16 protein-coding genes are annotated in these 18563 nt (G+C 41.3%); 10 read left to right on the top strand and 6 right to left on the bottom strand.

The window, feature by feature from the left end; all coding sequences use genetic code 11:
• Positions 1 to 53: 53 nt before the first annotated feature.
• Both AAEY75_RS06385 and AAEY75_RS06380 read left to right on the top strand, forming a co-directional pair.
• The gene (locus AAEY75_RS06385; RefSeq protein WP_352259128.1) at positions 54 to 800 is read left to right on the top strand and encodes a type 1 glutamine amidotransferase; all 747 of its coding nucleotides are present in this window, start codon (positions 54 to 56) and stop codon (positions 798 to 800) included.
• Between the two features lie 383 nt (positions 801 to 1183).
• A complete protein-coding gene (locus AAEY75_RS06380; protein ID WP_352259126.1) occupies positions 1184 to 2719 on the top strand; it encodes an alanine/glycine:cation symporter family protein in 1536 nt (511 codons plus the stop codon).
• A gap of 319 nt (positions 2720 to 3038) precedes the next feature.
• Here the strand turns inward: AAEY75_RS06380 and AAEY75_RS06375 are convergent, their stop codons facing one another.
• From AAEY75_RS06375 to AAEY75_RS06350, 6 genes are all read right to left on the bottom strand, one after another.
• Positions 3039 to 3995 carry a WG repeat-containing protein gene (locus AAEY75_RS06375; protein ID WP_197215816.1) on the bottom strand — a complete coding sequence of 319 codons (957 nt, stop codon included), beginning with the start codon at positions 3993 to 3995 and terminating at the stop codon, positions 3039 to 3041.
• A gap of 101 nt (positions 3996 to 4096) precedes the next feature.
• Entirely contained in the window at positions 4097 to 6145 is a 2049-nt protein-coding gene (locus AAEY75_RS06370; RefSeq protein ID WP_352259124.1) for a WG repeat-containing protein, read from the bottom strand.
• Positions 6146 to 6468: 323 nt separating this feature from the next.
• Positions 6469 to 7743 carry a sodium/glutamate symporter gene (locus AAEY75_RS06365; RefSeq protein WP_197215820.1) on the bottom strand — a complete coding sequence of 425 codons (1275 nt, stop codon included), beginning with the start codon at positions 7741 to 7743 and terminating at the stop codon, positions 6469 to 6471.
• A 90-nt stretch (positions 7744 to 7833) separates the two neighbouring features.
• A complete protein-coding gene (locus AAEY75_RS06360) occupies positions 7834 to 8190 on the bottom strand; it encodes a barstar family protein (RefSeq protein WP_110921795.1) in 357 nt (118 codons plus the stop codon).
• Position 8191: 1 nt separating this feature from the next.
• The gene (locus tag AAEY75_RS06355; protein WP_197099794.1) at positions 8192 to 8971 is read right to left on the bottom strand and encodes a ribonuclease domain-containing protein; all 780 of its coding nucleotides are present in this window, start codon (positions 8969 to 8971) and stop codon (positions 8192 to 8194) included.
• Positions 8972 to 9135: 164 nt separating this feature from the next.
• Entirely contained in the window at positions 9136 to 10437 is a 1302-nt protein-coding gene (locus AAEY75_RS06350; protein ID WP_197215822.1) for a glutamate-5-semialdehyde dehydrogenase, read from the bottom strand.
• 431 nt (positions 10438 to 10868) lie between these two features.
• Here AAEY75_RS06350 and AAEY75_RS06345 point away from each other — a divergent pair, with 431 nt between their 5' ends.
• The 8 genes from AAEY75_RS06345 (at position 10869) to AAEY75_RS06310 (ending at position 18423) form a co-directional block, all read left to right on the top strand.
• The gene (locus AAEY75_RS06345) at positions 10869 to 11186 is read left to right on the top strand and encodes a hypothetical protein (protein WP_197215824.1); all 318 of its coding nucleotides are present in this window, start codon (positions 10869 to 10871) and stop codon (positions 11184 to 11186) included.
• A gap of 374 nt (positions 11187 to 11560) precedes the next feature.
• Positions 11561 to 12358: an ABC transporter ATP-binding protein gene (locus tag AAEY75_RS06340; protein WP_110921791.1), complete on the top strand. Its 798-nt coding sequence runs from the start codon at positions 11561 to 11563 to the stop codon at positions 12356 to 12358.
• 367 nt (positions 12359 to 12725) lie between these two features.
• On the top strand, positions 12726 to 13526 hold the full coding sequence (locus tag AAEY75_RS06335) for a transporter substrate-binding domain-containing protein (protein ID WP_352259120.1): 801 nt from the start codon (positions 12726 to 12728) through the stop codon (positions 13524 to 13526).
• Between the two features lie 74 nt (positions 13527 to 13600).
• Positions 13601 to 14497 (top strand): transporter substrate-binding domain-containing protein, encoded by an 897-nt coding sequence (locus tag AAEY75_RS06330; protein ID WP_352259118.1) that lies wholly within the window; start codon positions 13601 to 13603, stop codon positions 14495 to 14497.
• A gap of 283 nt (positions 14498 to 14780) precedes the next feature.
• Entirely contained in the window at positions 14781 to 15605 is an 825-nt protein-coding gene (locus AAEY75_RS06325) for an ABC transporter substrate-binding protein (RefSeq protein WP_502944381.1), read from the top strand.
• Between the two features lie 514 nt (positions 15606 to 16119).
• Positions 16120 to 16854, top strand: coding sequence for an ABC transporter permease (locus AAEY75_RS06320; protein ID WP_110921787.1), 735 nt, complete (start codon positions 16120 to 16122; stop codon positions 16852 to 16854).
• Positions 16855 to 16867: 13 nt separating this feature from the next.
• Positions 16868 to 17593: an ABC transporter permease gene (locus AAEY75_RS06315; RefSeq protein ID WP_110921786.1), complete on the top strand. Its 726-nt coding sequence runs from the start codon at positions 16868 to 16870 to the stop codon at positions 17591 to 17593.
• A gap of 113 nt (positions 17594 to 17706) precedes the next feature.
• Positions 17707 to 18423, top strand: coding sequence for a fumarylacetoacetate hydrolase family protein (locus tag AAEY75_RS06310; RefSeq protein ID WP_352259113.1), 717 nt, complete (start codon positions 17707 to 17709; stop codon positions 18421 to 18423).
• Positions 18424 to 18563 lie beyond the last annotated feature (140 nt).

The following is an 18563-nucleotide window of genomic DNA, read 5'->3' as shown; positions in this document are numbered from 1 at the left end:
AACCGCTTAGCTTTTGCTAGGCGGTTTTTCTTTTTTAATAAAAGGATAATTCAATGACGCTACGTATTCATGCACTTTACCATGTCGATTTTGAAGAACTCAGCTATATTAAACAGTGGGCAGATAATCAAGGTCATAGCATTGCTGTCACGCGTTTTTACGAAAACGACGTATTGCCTTCTCAAGACAGTTTTGATTGGTTGATTATTATGGGTGGGCCAATGAGCATTCATGATGAAGCTGACTTTGAATGGCTAGCCGATGAGAAGGCCTTCATTCAGCAAAGTATCGAAGAAGGAAAAACAGTCGTTGGTGTTTGCTTAGGGGCGCAGTTAATAGCGGATAGTTTGGGGGCAAAAGTTGCTCCATCAGGTATAAAAGAGGTTGGTTGGATGCCAATCCAGTTAACCAAACAAGGGCTAAAGCATCAGCTACTAAAAGATTTACCAAAGCACGAATTTACGGTTTTTCATTGGCATGGCGATGGTTTTGAGTGTCCTCAAGGTGCGACTGCAATTGCAAAGTCAAAGGCTTGGGAGAATCAAGGTTTTATCTATCAAACGCCAAAACATAAAGAGTTAGGTACGTGGGTGCTTGGTTGGCAATGTCATTTTGAAGTGACTAAAAATAGTATGGTGGATATGGTGTTGCATGGGCAGGATTATATACAAGATGCCCTGACTGACTATCCTCACACAGTTCAAGCTGGTGATGAAATCATCGCGCTAGGGGACACGCATATTGCAGATAACAATGCATGGCTTTCTACAATGCTGGATAACCTAGTGAAGTATGGTTAATGGTTTGTAGACGATAGAAGTTCAGTATAAATGAAAGGACTGAAATTTCAGAAAAGTAGATCATGTAACGCAAACCTGTGTTGATATTGTCATTGAGCTCTTTTAATTATATTTAAGTCTTTTATCTATACTAAGAGCTACTACCGACATTTTTCGATAATTATAATGAGTTTGACTAATTCTGGTTGTCAGCTTTAAAGCGCTAAGTTGATGTTTAATTGAGAAAAATATGCAAATGTTTTTGTTTATATAAAATTATTAGTATATAGTCGACATTGAACATTTAGTAATAATACTGATACAAAGTATAATAAATAATTACACTTTGTATCAGTATCGCTGTAAATGATTATATAAATATGATTTTCACTGAAGGAATTTATATGAAAAAACAATATTTAGTCGCAACGATTCTATTACTTAGTACTACTCTTGCGCAAGCTGCAGAACAATCAGGTCTAGCAGCATTTGGTGCTGGTCTCGATGCCTTTATGGCCAATATATTTGGCTGGTTCGTCGATCTTATTTTCTTTTCAGTACCTCTTGGCGACGTAAGCTTTCCGCTAATTGTAGGTTGGTTGTTAGTTGCCGCATTAGTCTTTACCTTTTACTTTGGCTTTATTCAGTTCCGTCATATAGGCCTGTCTTTAGATATTGTCAGAGGCAAATATACTGATCCAAACCCTGCTGTCAAAGAAGAAGGTGAGGTTAGCCATTTTCAAGCACTAGCCACTGCTTTGTCAGGTACAGTTGGTCTTGGTAATATTGCGGGTGTGGGTGCAGCACTCGCTATTGGTGGACCTGGTGCTACCTTTTGGATGATCATGGTTGGTCTGTTCGGTATGGCGACCAAATTTGTAGAGTGTACGTTAGGTGTTAAATACCGTACGGTACTACCATCTGGCGTCGTATCAGGTGGACCTATGTACTACCTAAGCCGTGGTATGGCTGAACGTGGTATGGGTGGGTTTGGTAAAGTGTTAGCCGTCGGTTTTGCCCTTATGTGTATATTGGCCACTTTTGGTGCTGGTAACATGTTTCAGGGTAACCAAGCCTTTGCAGTCATGAGCTCTACTTTTAGCATTCCAACGGATTACAGTATATTCTTTGGTATTGGCTTAGCGTTTTTAGTCGGTATGGTTATCATTGGTGGTATGCCGCGCATTGCAACCGTTACTGAAAAAGTCGTACCCTTTATGGCTTTATTGTATATCACAATGAGTGTCATCGTACTGGTTGCAAACTTTAATCATATCGGTGCCGCATTTGGCGAGATTTTCACGGGTGCCTTCACTGGTGCTGGCGTGGCTGGTGGCTTTATTGGTGCGTTAATTCAAGGTTTAAAACGTGCGACTTTCTCTAACGAAGCGGGTGTTGGTTCAGCCGCTATTGCTCACTCAGCGGTAAAAACCAAAGAGCCTGCTACTGAAGGTTTAGTAGCACTGTTAGAGCCTTTCATTGATACAGTTGTTATCTGTACTATGACGGCGCTCGTTATTACTATCTCTGGGGTGAACACTGTCGCAAACTTGCAAACCCAAGCGCTCACTGGTGTGGATCTAACCCGTGCTGCCTTTATGGAAACGGCGCCTATCTTCCAGTATTTCCTAGCTGTCGCAGTATTATTGTTTGCTTTTTCAACGATGATTTCATGGTCATACTATGGTCTAAAAGCTTGGACTTACCTCTTTGGTGAAGGTAAAGGCGGCGAGATGATATACAAACTTATCTTCTTAGTCTTCGTTGTTATCGGTACCATCGTACAGTTTAGCTTTGTTATCGACTTCTCAGATGCGGCTCTGTTCGCTATGGCGATCTTTAACATCATCGGTCTATACTTCTTGATGCCAATTGTGAAAAAAGAGGTTAATTCTTTCATAGCTCGTGTGAAAAGTGGTGAAATTAAAAAGTATAAATAATGAGTTTGATTGAACACTTTATTATAACTTGATAATTAAAAAAGCCCGCCAAGATTAGTCTTGGCGGGCTTTTCGATGGCTAGTATTTGTTATTTGCTAGATAGCTATTAGACTTTAGGTAGAGGCGATTTACGCAGAATTGCCAGTTTACGAAAAAAACCAGTAAGCTTAACCCTGTACTGATTTGGTTAGCTCTGATTAAGTGCTGGTTAAACGAAAAATCGCTTAGCTTGTGCTAGGCAGTTTTTTTTGTGGTTGTCTGGTTTAGTTTTTTAGCTATGACAGCCATACGTTTGTATATTATTTTTATACTTATAACTTATTTAGTACAACACCCTATAAAAATAACATTTCTTATAGTTTTACCTGATTTATCGATTTCAATCCATTCATCGTCTATTGCTACAAACGCGAATCCTTTATTAAATGATTGTGCAGCATTATATTGAAAAGGAATGACCATTGTGCCAACATTATCGATAAAGCCATATTTCTTACCACTTCTAACAAGCGCTAGTCCATCTCGAAAAGATGAGGCATCATCGTATTTTAATGGTATAACTACATGCCCCATTGTATCGATAAAACCACTTTTATCTTCTTCTTGCACGACAGCTAAACCTTCTTTAGTAAATGACTCTGCATAGTCATACTTTAATGGGACGATAATATCTCCATTTTTATTAGCAAAACCTCGTTTATCACCTTTTCTAAGCAGTACTAAACCTTGTTCAAAATAATATGTTTCGAGGTATTGAACTGGTATCACTTCTTTTCCGCTGGTATCTAAAAAACCATATTTATTATTGCTCTTAACTCGAGCTAAACCATTGTTAAACGACCATGCTTGGTCATATTCAAATGGAATGATGACTTTGCCATTTTTATTAATGAAACCATATTTAGTGCTGTTACTGACACTTGCTAAGCCCTCCTTGAAAGAGTCGGCATAATTATATTCAAGAGGAATTATAATATTTCCTTTTTTATTGATGAATCCACTTTTATTGCCCTTCGTTACTTGAGCCAAACCATCATTAAATGACGATACATCATCGTAATGCATTTCAATAATAGTTGAGCCTGTGTTGTCTATAAAACCGTACTTACCATCTTTACTGACAATGGCTAAACCTTCATTCAAGCATTGCGTATATTCGTAACTTTTATTTTGTGGTTTTTCACACAGTTCATCTGACCAAGCACTATTGGCGAATAGAGTGGTAAGTAATACAAAAATTATGCTTAACTTAAAAAGTGAGAGAGATCTAGTCATTGGTATCCCATTTATTTCGAGAAAGAAGAGAGCTTATTTAGTTATTGAATCGATGTTAGTACCAGAGTTATCGAACAAAGCCTAAACATCTTACGCTTTAATCAGCTCACTTCTGCTTTGATATAAAATATACTACCTTCTTTTTTGACAAGTATGATGCCTTTATTGAAAGGCTTTATAGCGCCTTGGTTCTGCGGAATAATGGCGATATCATTATCGAGATATCCTAACTGCGCGTCTTGTTTCACACTAGTGATGTCTCCTTCAAAGTACCATAGACTATCTTCTGAAAAATGCGTTTTGTTGTCTGCTACAGCTATAGGGTTACCTTGCTCATCTTCTAATTCAAAGGTCGTAGCACCTTTCAGAGCTTCATCCAAAAAATTAATATACGTTAAATCTAAAAACTTAAGATCATTAAATTGTACTGGCACTATCTCTTGGCCTGACTTATTTACTAAACCTACCTTATTGCTCTTGGTAACGAGAGCCATATCACTAACAAAAGGCTCGACCTTATCGTATTTGAAGGGAACAACGGTTTTATTTTCAGTATCAATAAAGCCCCATAATCCTTCTTTTTGGGCCGAAGCTAAACCTTCTTTGAATGTATCAATGTTATCGTATTCTAAGGGAATGACGACTTGTCCAGTTTTGTCGATGATTCCCATCATATCTTCTGTATCAACTGCCAATAAGCCTTTATCAAAATGCCAAGCATCATCGTACTGTAGAGGGATTATGATAGCTCCTGTATTATCTATAAAACCTGATTTACCGTTTTTGGTAACTGCAGCAAGGCCTTCATTAAAGTCTAAGGCAGCCTCGTATTGCAAAGGAATAACAGCGTTGCCAGTTCTATCAATAAAGCCATATTTGCCGTCTTTTTTAACCCGTGCTAAACCATCAATAAATACACTGGCCTCATCGTACTGTAGGGGTGAAATAACAGTACCTGATCTATCGATGAATCCATGTTTATCTGCTTGAGAGACATGTATGATACCGTCGGCAGTGTAGGAGATATGGTCAAACTGCACGGGCACAATGACTTTTCCTACATTATTTATAACACCTTCTTTTTCTTCTCTAGTGACGATGACTAATCCTTGATCGAAGCTCTCCATATAATCGTATTCTGTAGGTATAACCTCATATCCTGATCTATTAATAAAGCCAAATCTATCATCCTTCTCAACGCGTGCTAGCCCTTCATTAAAATTTTCAATAGCACTATATTTTGTAGAAGTGACTCTATTGCCACTTGGGTCGATTAGACTCCATTTGTCTCCTTTGACCACCCGAGCTACACCGTTATCAAAGGCATAAGCATGATCATACTGCTCTGGAATGACAAAATCTCCTTTCTTATCAATAAATCCATAATTATACTCTGATGATGGATAGTATTCTGTCATTGATACGCTGGCTAGACCCTCATTAAAAGAGGTTGCATAGCCATATTGTAGAGGGATAACTTCATCACCCTGCCTATTGATAAAACCATACTTGCCGTCTTTTTCGACGAGGGCTAATTCTTCAGAAAAAGAGTTTGCATAGTCATACTGGATAGGGATAACAATCTCTCCAGCTCTATTAATAAAACCCCATTTATCACCTTTTTGAACGCTTGCCACGCCTTCAGAAAAAGAGCTAGCTTGACTATATTGTAGTGAGATGACTTCCTCTCCAGTTTTATTGATAAACCCGCTACTACTGTTTTTCTCAACCATGGCTAAACCTTCAGAAAAAGATTTAACATTTTCATATTGTAGTGGAGCAATAAGTTCACCATTTTTATTGATAAACCCCCATTTATATAGCATGGCTATATTTGTCAATGGACGAGACGTCGCAACAGCTGCGAGTCCTTCTTGAAAAGATCTAGCCTTATCATATTGTAGTGGCACCACGATTTGACCTGAGGTATCAATATAACCATGTTTGTGATAAAAATATGGACGTTCAAAGGTAGAGCGTATAACGACAGCAAGTCCTTCGCTTAAGCAATCAACACTATCGTAGCCTGCTACAGGAGGTTTCTGACATATCTTTATAGATGAGTCATCTGCCCACGTTGGCACTGCGTAGAACACTGTCGCTAGAGCGAGGACGATAGGTAATTTAGATAGAATAAGGTTTGAATTCATAAGAATTTGCAATAGTCGTCATTAGTTTGATAATAAGTGGACGACTAAATTAAGTCCAGAGAAATATATAGGCGTATCTAAGTCAGTTGCATGTTTGGCTTTACTACAACTTATCACCATTTTTAGATGAAGAGATGCCATAGAAGTGAGGCTATCTAAATTAATTTTTATAAGGGAATTTTAGTATTGAGGAAAGGTTGAAAATTTGGGCTTGGTATTGGCTCCGATAAGTAACGTCAAAGTATAGAAAGTAAAAGCCCTGATTATAGAAATATAATCGGGGCTTATTCACATCAATTCAGTCTAACCTTTTACCAAGTAGCCTACATAAACGGCAATTTAGTAAATATCTGCAATACCGTGGCATTAACGATATCGACGAAGAAAGCACCAACCATCGGTACAATCAAAAATGCCTTAGGCGAGGGCAGATAGCGATCAGTAACTGCCTGCATATTGGCAATCGCCGTTGGTGTTGCACCCATACCAAAACCGCAATGACCTGCTGATAGCACCGCAGCATCATAGTTTTTGCCCATCACTTTAAAGGTGACGAAGTAAACGTATAGAATCATCACAAACGTCTGTACTAGCAATATAATGAGTACAGGGCCTGCCAAATCTGTTAATTCCCATAGCTTCAATGACAACAGCGCCATGGCTAAAAATAGGCTCAATGACGCATTACCAATCACATCAATGGCACGATCAAACATATCAAAGTTAAAAATCATGGTTAATGAATTACGAAGAATCACACCGCCTGCCAGTGCCCATACAAAGGTAGGTAGCTCAAATGAGGTACCTTCAGCCACAATCGTCATCAAATCAGCAAATGCCAATGCACCCGCAAATAGCGCTAAAGTTTCAATGGTTGATGATGCGGTAATCAGACGAATGTTATCAGGCTTTTCAAACATTTCCTGAGTACCATCATCATCGTTTTCGCTATGTTTAGTACTGTATAAGGACTGTGCACCTGCCACTTTTTCAACGTCACTTGGGTTTGCATTGGCTGGTGTCGGTTTTAAGCCAAGTTTATTAATCAATCGACGCGCAACAGGACCACCAACGATACCACCTGCTACCAAGCCATAGGTAGCTACTGCAATGCCGAGGGTCGTTGCGCCAACCACACCATACTCTTGCTCTAATACAGCGCCCCATGCGCCTGCCGTACCGTGACCGCCTGTAAGTGCGATAGAGCCTGTGACGAGTCCGAGCAATGGATCTAGTCCTAAAGCGCTTGCCATTGTCACGCCAACCACGTCTTGCAATATAATAAATACCGACACCACGATAGTGAAAATCAGTAACGGTGTACCACCTGCTTTCAATCGACCAAAATCAGCACTCAGACCGATAGAGGCAAAAAACATCAGCATAGTGGCTGTTTGTAACCCTTGATGAAAATTAAAACTGTAGCCCCAAATAAAGTTAAGAGCATACACAATGACCGCAGCAATCAAACCACCTGCTACTGGTTCTGGAATATTAAAATCTTCTAAAAACTTGACTTTTTTGACCAAAAATCGTCCAAGCAATAGTACCAAGGTGGCAAAGATTAGGGTGTAATAGCCATTTAAAGTAATTTCCATAGGTTAATCCTTTCTATAAAACTAAATTAACCTGAATTTGGGATAAATATGGCTTTATCTCGAATTCAGGCTTGTTTGATGATTTATCGGCTAGGCGTCATCCGTAGACGGCATGATCACCCACAATTGCGGCTTGCCAAAATCTGTGTAGGCATCTTCTATGATGCTTTTGAAGACATTAAAATCTTCCGTGTCTATTTTTTTCACCGATGTTAGATCTAACATTAGGTGTGTCACGTCGCTATCTGTTAAGCAATCCCACGCACTATCCCAATTGTGTGAAAAATAACTGGGAAAATCACAGGCATTGGCTAGATTTGTTAATAACGTGTTTTTATTTAGTACTTCGTCCGCTGCTATGGTAACAGCCTGTGTCGGGATGCCAGCACTTAGTGCTGTAGCGTTTTGGTTACTATTCTTGTCTATATAATGTATGGCTTGGCTCATATTATTTTACGTCCAGTCTGCGAAAGCTATCATAGTGGTCAACGGTTAAATAATAGACAGTTGGCGGATTGCCACCCGTGACGATACGTCTTGCACCGCGATGCGATATGCCAGGGGTTGGCACGGTATATTCACGATAGTAGCCTTTCGACTGTGTTGGTAGCTGTCCCTCACGGTTATAGAACGTCGTGCCATCTTTATGAGGATAAGGGAATGGTCCACCTTGCTTGATCAGCATGATGGTCTGATCTATTTGCGCATCGCCTGTTACCGCAGAGTTAGATACTGGATCTGAGTTGTCAGAGTACGTTTGAGGTATCGTTGTAGGTTCTGTGCTACTAGCAAAAAAGGTGGACTGTAGATCATCAAAGAAGTAAAAGGCGACCGCGATAATGGCGATGAGACTGAATAGCGTAGACAGGGGGCTTTTTTTATTTTGATACTGGTTTCTAGTATTGCGACCAGTGTTTTTTCGGCTAGCATTGTTATTATTGGAGTTGTTCTGCCTAGAATCGTTCTGATTAGCATTGTATGACGTGCTTTTAGCGGTATCTGTATTTCCACTTTCTTGAATACTGAGCGAAGCAGGGGTTACTTCGGTTGCTCTCAACTGATTTTTGTCATTACGTGCACTATTGAAGTAGACTCTTTGTCCGACCGTTATCGGCTGTGGCATTCGCGCTTTGCTAATATGAAAAAATACGTCTTCACTTTGATCATCGACATCAATAAAGCCATAGCCTTTATCTGAATTCCAGTGTTTGATTTCACCACTTTGCATGAGCCTACTTTCCTATCGCATGTTTGTGTTATGGTGCAAAATTACGATTGCGCCGCCTGTATAACCTATTCGTCCCTAATAAAAAAACGCCAGCAATGGAGCTGACGTTTTTTGTGGATTATACTTTAAGTGAGTAGATAAGTGCTAGGTTGAGACGCTATCCGTTAAGTGCGCGTCTCACCGTGGCCATACACGATCCATTTTTGTGAGGTCAGACCTTCTAATCCCACAGGACCACGAGCATGAATCTTATCTGTTGAGATACCAATCTCGGCACCCAATCCATATTCAAAACCATCAGCAAAACGGCTGGAGGCATTAATCATGACGCTGGCAGAATCTACTTCACGGATGAAGCGTTGCGACTTGGTATAGTTATCCGTAATGATGACATCAGTATGATGACTGCCATGGGTATTGATATGCTCAATCGCTTCATCAATGCCAGACACGACTTTTACCGCTAGGATAGGAGCAAGATATTCGGTATCCCAATCTTCAGCAGTGGCAGCTGATAGATGGCCTTTGAGCGTAGCATTGTCGTTTAAGATGGCTTGTGACTTGTCATCGAGACGCAATTGCATGGCATCGTCAGCAGCGATGATAGCTTCAGCAATTTTTGGTAATAGCTCATCGGCGACTGACTCATCGACCAGTAGTGTCTCCATGGTATTACACGTACCGTAGCGATGCGTTTTTGCATTGACGCTGACTTTGATAGCGATGTCGGCATCTGCATCACTGTCAATAAAGGTGTGACAGTTACCGTCTAAATGCTTAATCACAGGCACACGGGCATCACGGCTGATACGTTCAATCAGTCCTTTGCCGCCACGTGGTACGATGACGTCGACATAGTCAGTCATAGTGATGAGCTCACCGACAGCGGCGCGATCAGTGGTTTGTAATACCTGCACGCTATGCCCAGATAGATTTACCTTTTCTAGACCTTCCAAGATACATTTGGCAATGGCTTGGTTGGATTCAAAAGCTTCAGAGCCACCACGTAGAATAATGGCATTTCCTGATTTTAATGCCAGTGAAGCCGCTTCTAATGTTACGTTAGGACGAGACTCATAAATCATACCGACCACACCAAGTGGTACACGCATTTTACCCAAGTGAATGCCTGATGGCTGATAGGTCATGTCAGTGACTTCACCGATAGGATCTGGCAACGATGCTACGTCCTTGAGACCTTGTAGCATACCATCAAAGCGCGCATCATTTAGCTCCAGACGATCAAGCAATGCGGCATCCAAATCGTTGTTTCGACCATTGTCCATATCGATTTTATTGGCTGCTAAAATATCTGGCTTGGCGGCTTTTAATACATCATGAATGGCCATGAGGGCAGCGTTCTTGTCACCAGTATTGGCAGCAGCGAGGGCGCGTGATGCGGCTCGTGCTTGCTTGCCGACAGATTGCATATATGCGGTAATGTCTGTGGTATTCGATTGACTCATAAATTATTTTCCTTATAACTATAAATGTTTTAAACAGATAAAAGCGCCCAAAAAGGCGAAAGTTTGGCAAAAAATGACATTTGAATGCTTATCCAGCATTATGCTATTTAACATAGAGCAGATGAGGGCGATAGTAAAGTTGATTTTGTGAACAGCGCCCGTTTTATAAAGCGTTTATAAGCACTGTTTTGATGCTCTTCTTGTTTTATTCACATGCGTTTCTAATATGGCTACTGTTAAAGGTTGGTTAAAAATCAAATACATCGTTACATGGTTTTAACAGAACTGCGTTGTAAGTACTAAGGTAGCGACGATCGATCGTCAGTATAGTAAGTGCTAAGACTGGTATTTTAAGAATATCAATACAATGTTATCAATCAGATGATTTTTATTGATAGTTAAGCATTAACTATAACGAGCGGAGCATTATTATGGCTACTACAAATGATACTATCGAAAAAAATGGAATGTCTAAAAGCTGGCTAACAATAGGGTTGGTGGCAGCTGCACTGACGTTGAGTGCTTGTGGTAAAAAAGATGAGGCTCCTATGGAAACTGAGCCAGCGGCTGATGCACAGACAGCAGTAGAGGAAGATGCGGCTAGTGCAGGTAACGGCGATGATATTGCCGTTGCTAGTGCCGATGATGGCATGGCAGTGGGCGATAATGACGATGTAGCGGTAGCGACTGCCGATGATACAGAGATGTTGGATGGTACTGAAAGTGAAGAGCATGTTTCGACGTATTGATTTTTAACGTGTTAAGTTTTGATATGCTAAGTCTCGACATACTAAGCAGCTACCACTTATCCACATTAGATATTGAAAGTGGGTAAACAGATAAAACAACGCCTAGTACGTGAAAGTGATAAAATAAGGCTCAGCACTGCAAATGTAGTCTGAGCTTTTTTATGTCAGCTATTCAGTGGTTTATAAATGCTGAGTGGCAGATTGCTTAAACGCAGGATTTGCCTTTTTACTGTGTAATAAGAGACAATGTGTCACTTTTTCTCTTTGTATGACGAGTTATAAGCGTATCACGACCTTATTAGGGTTGATACTTATACTCCATACCACGATTTTTTACGTATTTTCATTCATATTTATTGGAAGTCTGCTGAACCATGCTTGATATTGAAAAAAATCCGACTCGGCCTATCGCCTTAGATTTACAAGACATCCATAAAAGCTATGGCTCATTGGCAGTGCTAAAAGGGGTATCCCTTACCGCATATGATGGTGATGTTATCTCAATTTTGGGCTCATCTGGCTCAGGTAAATCCACCTTATTGCGCTGCATTAACTTGCTCGAAAAGCCCAATCAAGGTCGTATCATCATTGGTAACGATGAACTCATGCTAAAGCCTGCCAAATCAGGTGAGTTGCAGGCAGCAGAAATCAAGCAATTAGAACGCTTGCGCGCGCGTGTTGGCTTTGTTTTTCAGAATTTTAACTTGTGGCCACACAAAACGATTTTGCAAAACATCATCGAAGGACCAACGCAGGTTTTAAAAATCAAAAAAGATCAAGCCATCAGCGATGCTGAAAAGCTGCTAGATAAAGTAGGTCTACTTGATAAAAAAGATGCGTATCCAGCGAACTTGTCTGGTGGTCAGCGTCAGCGTGTGGCTATCGCACGCGCATTGGCTATGCAGCCGCAAGTGCTCCTGTTCGATGAGCCAACCTCTGCTCTAGATCCTGAACTGGTCAATGAAGTACTCGCTGTGATGCGTGAGCTGGCAGAAGAAGGTCGCACGATGCTCATCGTCACGCATGAGATGCGTTTTGCCCGTGAAGTATCAAGCAAAGTGGTGTTCTTGCATCAAGGTGTCATTGAAGAGATTGGCACCCCTGAGCAAGTCTTTGATAACCCCACTTCTGAGCGTGTCAAAGACTTTATGGCGTCACATCGTCAAAACTAAGTATTTATCAAAGCTAAATATTTATCAGAGCTAAGTATCTAATAGTCATTGCCTCAAAAAGCTCTCGCAAGCTCTGATTCTCTACTCAACATAATAGGATGGTAAGGCTCTTACCATCCTATTGTCGTTTTAAATAGAAAATTACGGATTAGTAAGTATCGTTGACTGTTTATTACTCGTTAATGACAGTCGGTATGCAAAACGTTTGTTTTTGATATTTTACTCAGGTATTATCAAAAGGCTTACGAGTGGCCATCTATAACGGCTACTTGTTTATTTTGCTGTCTATATTGCTTGTCTGACAGGGACGTCAGAGAACAAAATATCAGAACCCTACATTAAAAACCCATCAGAATTTAAGGAATGTATGATGTCGAATTCTCGCCTATTGTGGTCGTCGATGACCGTTACTGCAGCATTGATGTTGAGCGCTTGTGGTCAATCTTCTAATGAAGCCGCCGATAACAATGCTGATGCCCCTGCAGCAGAAACGGCTGGCAAAACCATTCGTATCGCTACCGAAGGTGCTTATCCTCCTTTTAACTATACCAATGCTGACGGCACTTTGGCAGGCTACGATATTGATGTCGCCAATGCCTTATGTGATCAGATGCAAGTCAAATGTGAAATCGTGGCTCAAGATTGGGACGGTATTATTCCAGGTCTATTGGCACAGAAATACGATGCCGTAATCGCAGGTATGTCGATTACGCCTGAACGTCAAGAGAAAGTAGACTTCAGCGAGCCTTACTTCGCCAACACAATGGTATGGTTGACGGATAGCACTGGTGGTTTTGACCCTATGTCGATCAAAGGTTTGACCCTTGGTGGCCAACGTTCAACCACGCCTGGCGCTTATCTACAAGATAACTATGAAGGCAAAGACGGTAATACCGTGCAGTTGTATGACAACTATGACAATGCTTACTTGGATCTAAAATCTGGTCGTAGTGATGCCGTATTGGCTGAAAAAGTTTCTGCTAAATCATGGTTAGCGGATAATACTGAAGGCTTCGGTATCGTTGGCGATGAAATTGATAACAACGACAATATTGCTATTGCTGTCCGTAAAGGTGATGCACTCAAAGCTGATTTTGACAAAGCCTTAAGTGAAATCCGTAGTAACGGTGAGCTGGCTCGTCTTGAGCAGGCGAACTTTGGTCAATAAGCTGTAATAAATGAGCTTTCATACATCAGTCATGAGTGACTACCGGCTAGTAACTATATTAAGGAACAACGAGAATGACAAATTCAATGACATCATCAATGGGTAAAAAAGCATTATGGCTTGCCCCACTAAGTGCTGCAATGCTTATGCTGGCAGGTTGTAATAATAGTTCAGCACCAGCAGAAAGCGCTGAAGCTGATACAGCTAGCGATGCGCCTTTAAACATTAAAATTGCGACAGAGTCGAGCTATAAGCCATTTAGCTATACCGATGCTGATGGCAAACTGATTGGCTATGAGATTGAGCTGGTCGATGCGTTATGTGCGCAAATGAAAGCTGAGTGTGAAGTTATTTCTCAAGATTGGGATGGTCTAATCCCTGGCCTAAATGCACAAAAATTTGATGCAATCATCGCTGGTATGTCGATCACCTCTGAGCGTAAAGAAGTCGTGGATTTCAGTGAGCCGTACTTTCATACCGGTATTATCTTGATTGGTAAAAAAGGCGACGATATCAGCGTTGCTGATCTAAACAATCAGCCTATTGCTGCGCAGCGTTCAACAGTCTCTTCACAGTACTTACAAGATGAGCATACCGAAGCTGACATCAAGCTCTATGACACTCAAGATAATGCGTATTTGGATCTGACTTCAGGTCGTGTGCGCGCGATGATGTCTGACAAAGTCACTGGTAACGATTGGCTAAAAACTGACGCTGGCAAAGACTATGAAGTAAAAGGTCAAGAAATCAGCACTGAAGAAGATGCTATGGGTATTGCATTCCGTAAAGGTGATCCATTAGTGGCTAAATTCAATACTGCTTTGGCTGAGCTAAAAGACAACGGTACCTATGATCAGATCACTGGTAGCTATTTTGGTACTAGCTCAACGGCTGCCGCACAAAAAGCAGTAGCAACAACTGATAGTGTCGAAGAAGCGCCAGCTGATGCGATGGCTACTGAAGAAAAATAATTGCTGAAGAAAAACAGCCGCAAGCGACTACTGATGTATCTCACCGTTTATCACTATCTTTAGCTGATACAAGGGTGAGGTCGCAGTACCGTGAGCAATAGTGCCGTGAACAATAGTATCGTGAACAAATACAGTACCGTGAACCGATAGCGATGAGCAATATTTCTATTAACAAACTCCAAGGATGATCATGAAAAACCATTTTGACCAACACAATGCAGTCACGAACGCATCAGTTATCAATGGTATAAAGGCACGACGATTTTCAGTGCCTTTAGTGACGATGGCTGCGCTTTTAACTTTAGCAGGCTGTAGTAATGGTCAAGATGATGCGAGTGATGATGCCACTCAAGTGATTGCTGAGGCAGAAACGACGGGTGAAGTGCTACGTATTGGTACTGAGGGTGCTTATGCGCCTTTTAACTATACCAATGCGGATGGCACTCTTGGTGGTTTTGATGTAGATATTGCCAATGCTCTCTGTGCCGATATGAAGATGACTTGTGAAATTACGGCGCAAGATTGGGACGGTATTATTCCCGGTCTAAAGGCAGGTAAATATGATGCGATTGTGGCGGCTATGTCAGTCACCCCTGAGCGTGAGCAACAAGTCAGCTTTACTGAGCCATACTTTAGCAATACGTTGGTTTTTTTAGCCAAAAAAGACAGCAGTTTTGATCCTAGTAATAGTAGTGATATCAATGCAAACTCTATCGCTGCTCAGCGCTCGACCATCTCTTCGCAGTGGTTTGAGAAGGCATATCCAGACGCTGATATGAAGCTGTATGATACGCTCAGTAATGCGTTTTTGGATTTGGGCTCAAACCGTGTTGATGCAATGGTATCTGATAAATTGCCAGCACTAGAGTGGCTTGGTTCAACATCAGGCAGTCAGTATGGGCTCAAAGGTGAAGAGATTGATATCAATGACAACTTTGCCATCGCGGTTCGTCCAGGTGACGAACTACAAGCAAAGATCAATCAGGCGTTAGCCAATATTAAAGCAAATGGCACTTATGATGATATCAATAACAAATATTTTGCGGTGCCAGAAACCAGTACCACAACAGCAACTGAGACTGATACGGTAGCGGAACCTGCCGAGTAAGCTAAGTAAATTGTTCAGTGATTTGCTCAGTGACTTGTTCGATAACTCGCTAAATACTTTATTGAGCGAGTAGCCATAATCTGAATTAACAACCGTTTAAATGGTTATGTCTCATCAGCTAGTTTTTGATTTAATCAGTAAGAAGGGTATTGCCTTAATGGTAGTGCCCTTCTTTTTTTCTAAAAAATAGTTGGATATTCGCTATATTGACTGCTTGGTTTATAAAAACAGTCCTGATTTGACTCGTTTTTAAGAAGATAAGTGCCTATTTAGGCACTGCTTTTACATGTGAGTATTAACATAGCTTGCAGTGAATATGATAAAATCAGCCCTCATTTCTACCGCGTCAATTTTCGCAGTAATTTTCGTATCATTTTGACGTTAATATATGACGCAAAATACCCATACCTAATTTGGTATAAAATACGATTATTAGTAGCGCTCAGCTATTGATGCTGATTCTTTTAACTCATATTTTGCAAATTGCTAATATAAAGAGACAGAGTGGATAATTGTGTTTGATTTACAAGGATTTGGCGCGCTACTACTGAGCGGCGCTACCGTCACCATCAAGCTTGCCGTTACCAGTTTAATTATTGGTATGGCTTTGGGCTTGCTTGGTGCGACCGCTAAGCTGTCTAATGTCTGGCTGCTACGTAAGCTTGCGACTGTATATACGGCGACGATGCGTGGTATCCCTGAGTTGCTATTGGTGCTGTTCATCTATTATGGCGGCTCGATACTGCTGATGACGATTCTCAAAAAATTCGGCTATAACGAATACGTTGAGATTAGTGCCTTTTGGGGTGGCGTAATGGCGCTATCGATTGCTTTTGGCGCTTATGCGACTGAAATCTTTCGCATGTCAATTCAAGAGATTCCCATCGGACAACGTGAAGCGGCGCAAGCGATTGGTATGCGTCCTTTTCAGACGTTTTATCGTATTACTTTGCCACAAGTTTGGCAGATTGCGTTGCCAGGATTGGGCAATTTGTTTTTGGTCTTGCTCAAAGATACCGCATTGGTATCGGTCATAGGCCTCAAAGACATTATGTATCAGTCATCACGTGCCGCTCAATCAACGCAGCAGCCCTTTACTTTTTATATGGCAGCAGCGATTATTTATTTGGGTCTGACCATGTTGATTACTGGCTTTATGATGTGGCTTGAATGGCGCGCCAATCCAGCAGCACGCTATGCTAAAAAGCTGAGCCGTCAGTCCACTCATCGTCAATCGACCATAGGATAAAGGGAGAGATACTATGGATTGGAATTGGCAGGTCATTTTTGATAATATTCCTGAGTTATTAGAGGGCGCTGTGTTGACCGCACAGCTGGTCGTTGTCTCCGGTATTATCGGTCTATTTTTTGGTTTGGTTTTAGCGCAGTTACGCTTGTCAAAGAGCTGGCTGGTGCAAATACTACCATTCTCTTATATTTTCTTTTTCCGTGGCACGCCGCTACTGGTACAGATATTTTTGATTTATTATGGTCTGGGTCAGTTCGAGGCAGTACGTGAATCGTTTTTATGGGAACCCGTACTTAGCCAAGCGTATTGGTGTGCCATTATTGCTTTCACTCTGAATACCAGTGCTTATTTAGCAGAAATCATTCGCGGTGCGATTCAGACTATTCCTGTTGGTGAGTTGGAAGCGGCTGATGCTATTGGCATGTCAAAGTGGCAGAAGCTGACACGTATTACGTTGCCTCGTGCCTTTGGTATCGTGATTCCAGCCTACAGTAACGAAGTCATCTTTATGCTAAAAGGTAGTGCATTGGCATCTACCATTGCGTTGATGGATATCACAGGTGTTGCTCGTACGATTAGTGCGCGTACTTATACCTTGATGGAATTGTTCTTCGCTGCTGGTATCGTGTATCTGCTATTGTCATGGGTGATTTTGTTTAGCTTTAGATTGTTTGAAAAGAGAATGAATCGCCACACAAGCTATGTACCACCAGACGTGATTACCAGTACGATTCCTTAAGAAGTTGTGGCAAAAATTATTTATCATAAGCATAATAGTGATACACGCCCTAGACTAAATAGTGCGGTATGTACATTTACGAAAATAACAATAATTTGCTGTGAGCGCCTATTATGAGCCAGTCACCACATATGTCTTTAGCCGATGCGATTTCTACTAGCGTCCATGATGATACCAGTGTCGCCAATGTTAATAACAGATTGCGTGCCCCCATCGGTAAGGTGGTCTGTGTTGGTCGTAATTATGCCGAACATGCCCGCGAGTTGGGAAATGAGATACCGAAATCGCCCATCTTATTTATGAAGCCTGCATCGTCAGTAGTCAGTACACGCAATGCCATTGCTCGTCCTGATTCAGCAGTATATGGCGATACGCATTACGAAGCGGAGCTTTGTATTCAGCTGTCAGCGGATCTATCTGCGGCAACTGCTGAGCAAGCCAAGCAAGCGATTGGTGGTGTAACGTTGGGATTGGACTTAACGTTACGTGACTTGCAAAGTAAGCTAAAAGAAAAAGGTCATCCATGGGAGCGTGCCAAGTGCTTTGATGGCTCTTGTGTCTTGGCTGATTGGGTTGATCCACAAGCCTTTGGGGATTTTAGCCAAGTAAACTATCAGCTCATCATCAATGATGAGCTCAAGCAAGATGGTGATAGCGCCTTAATGCTGTTTTCAGTTTACGAGTTACTTGCAGAAATTAGCCACGCGTTTAGCTTACAAGCAGGCGATGTGATTATGACTGGCACCCCAAGTGGTGTTGGTATATTGCAAGCCGGTGATCAAGTAAAACTTAAGTTAGGCGCACATGAGTGGGTATCACAAGTACAGTAAACTTGCTCAGCCCACGGTTAGTATCAAATAAATATCAAAAAATCCCAAGTTAGCGCTTGGGATTTTTTTGTTTTCTATCATCACCAAAACTTCTTGTCATCAGATTGTCATCTAACGTTCAACATACTGTCATGAATGCT

The organism is Psychrobacter sp. TB55-MNA-CIBAN-0194, assembly GCF_040309505.1.
Classification (GTDB): domain Bacteria; phylum Pseudomonadota; class Gammaproteobacteria; order Pseudomonadales; family Moraxellaceae; genus Psychrobacter; species Psychrobacter fozii.
This window is presented reverse-complemented; position numbering and strand designations above follow the sequence as displayed.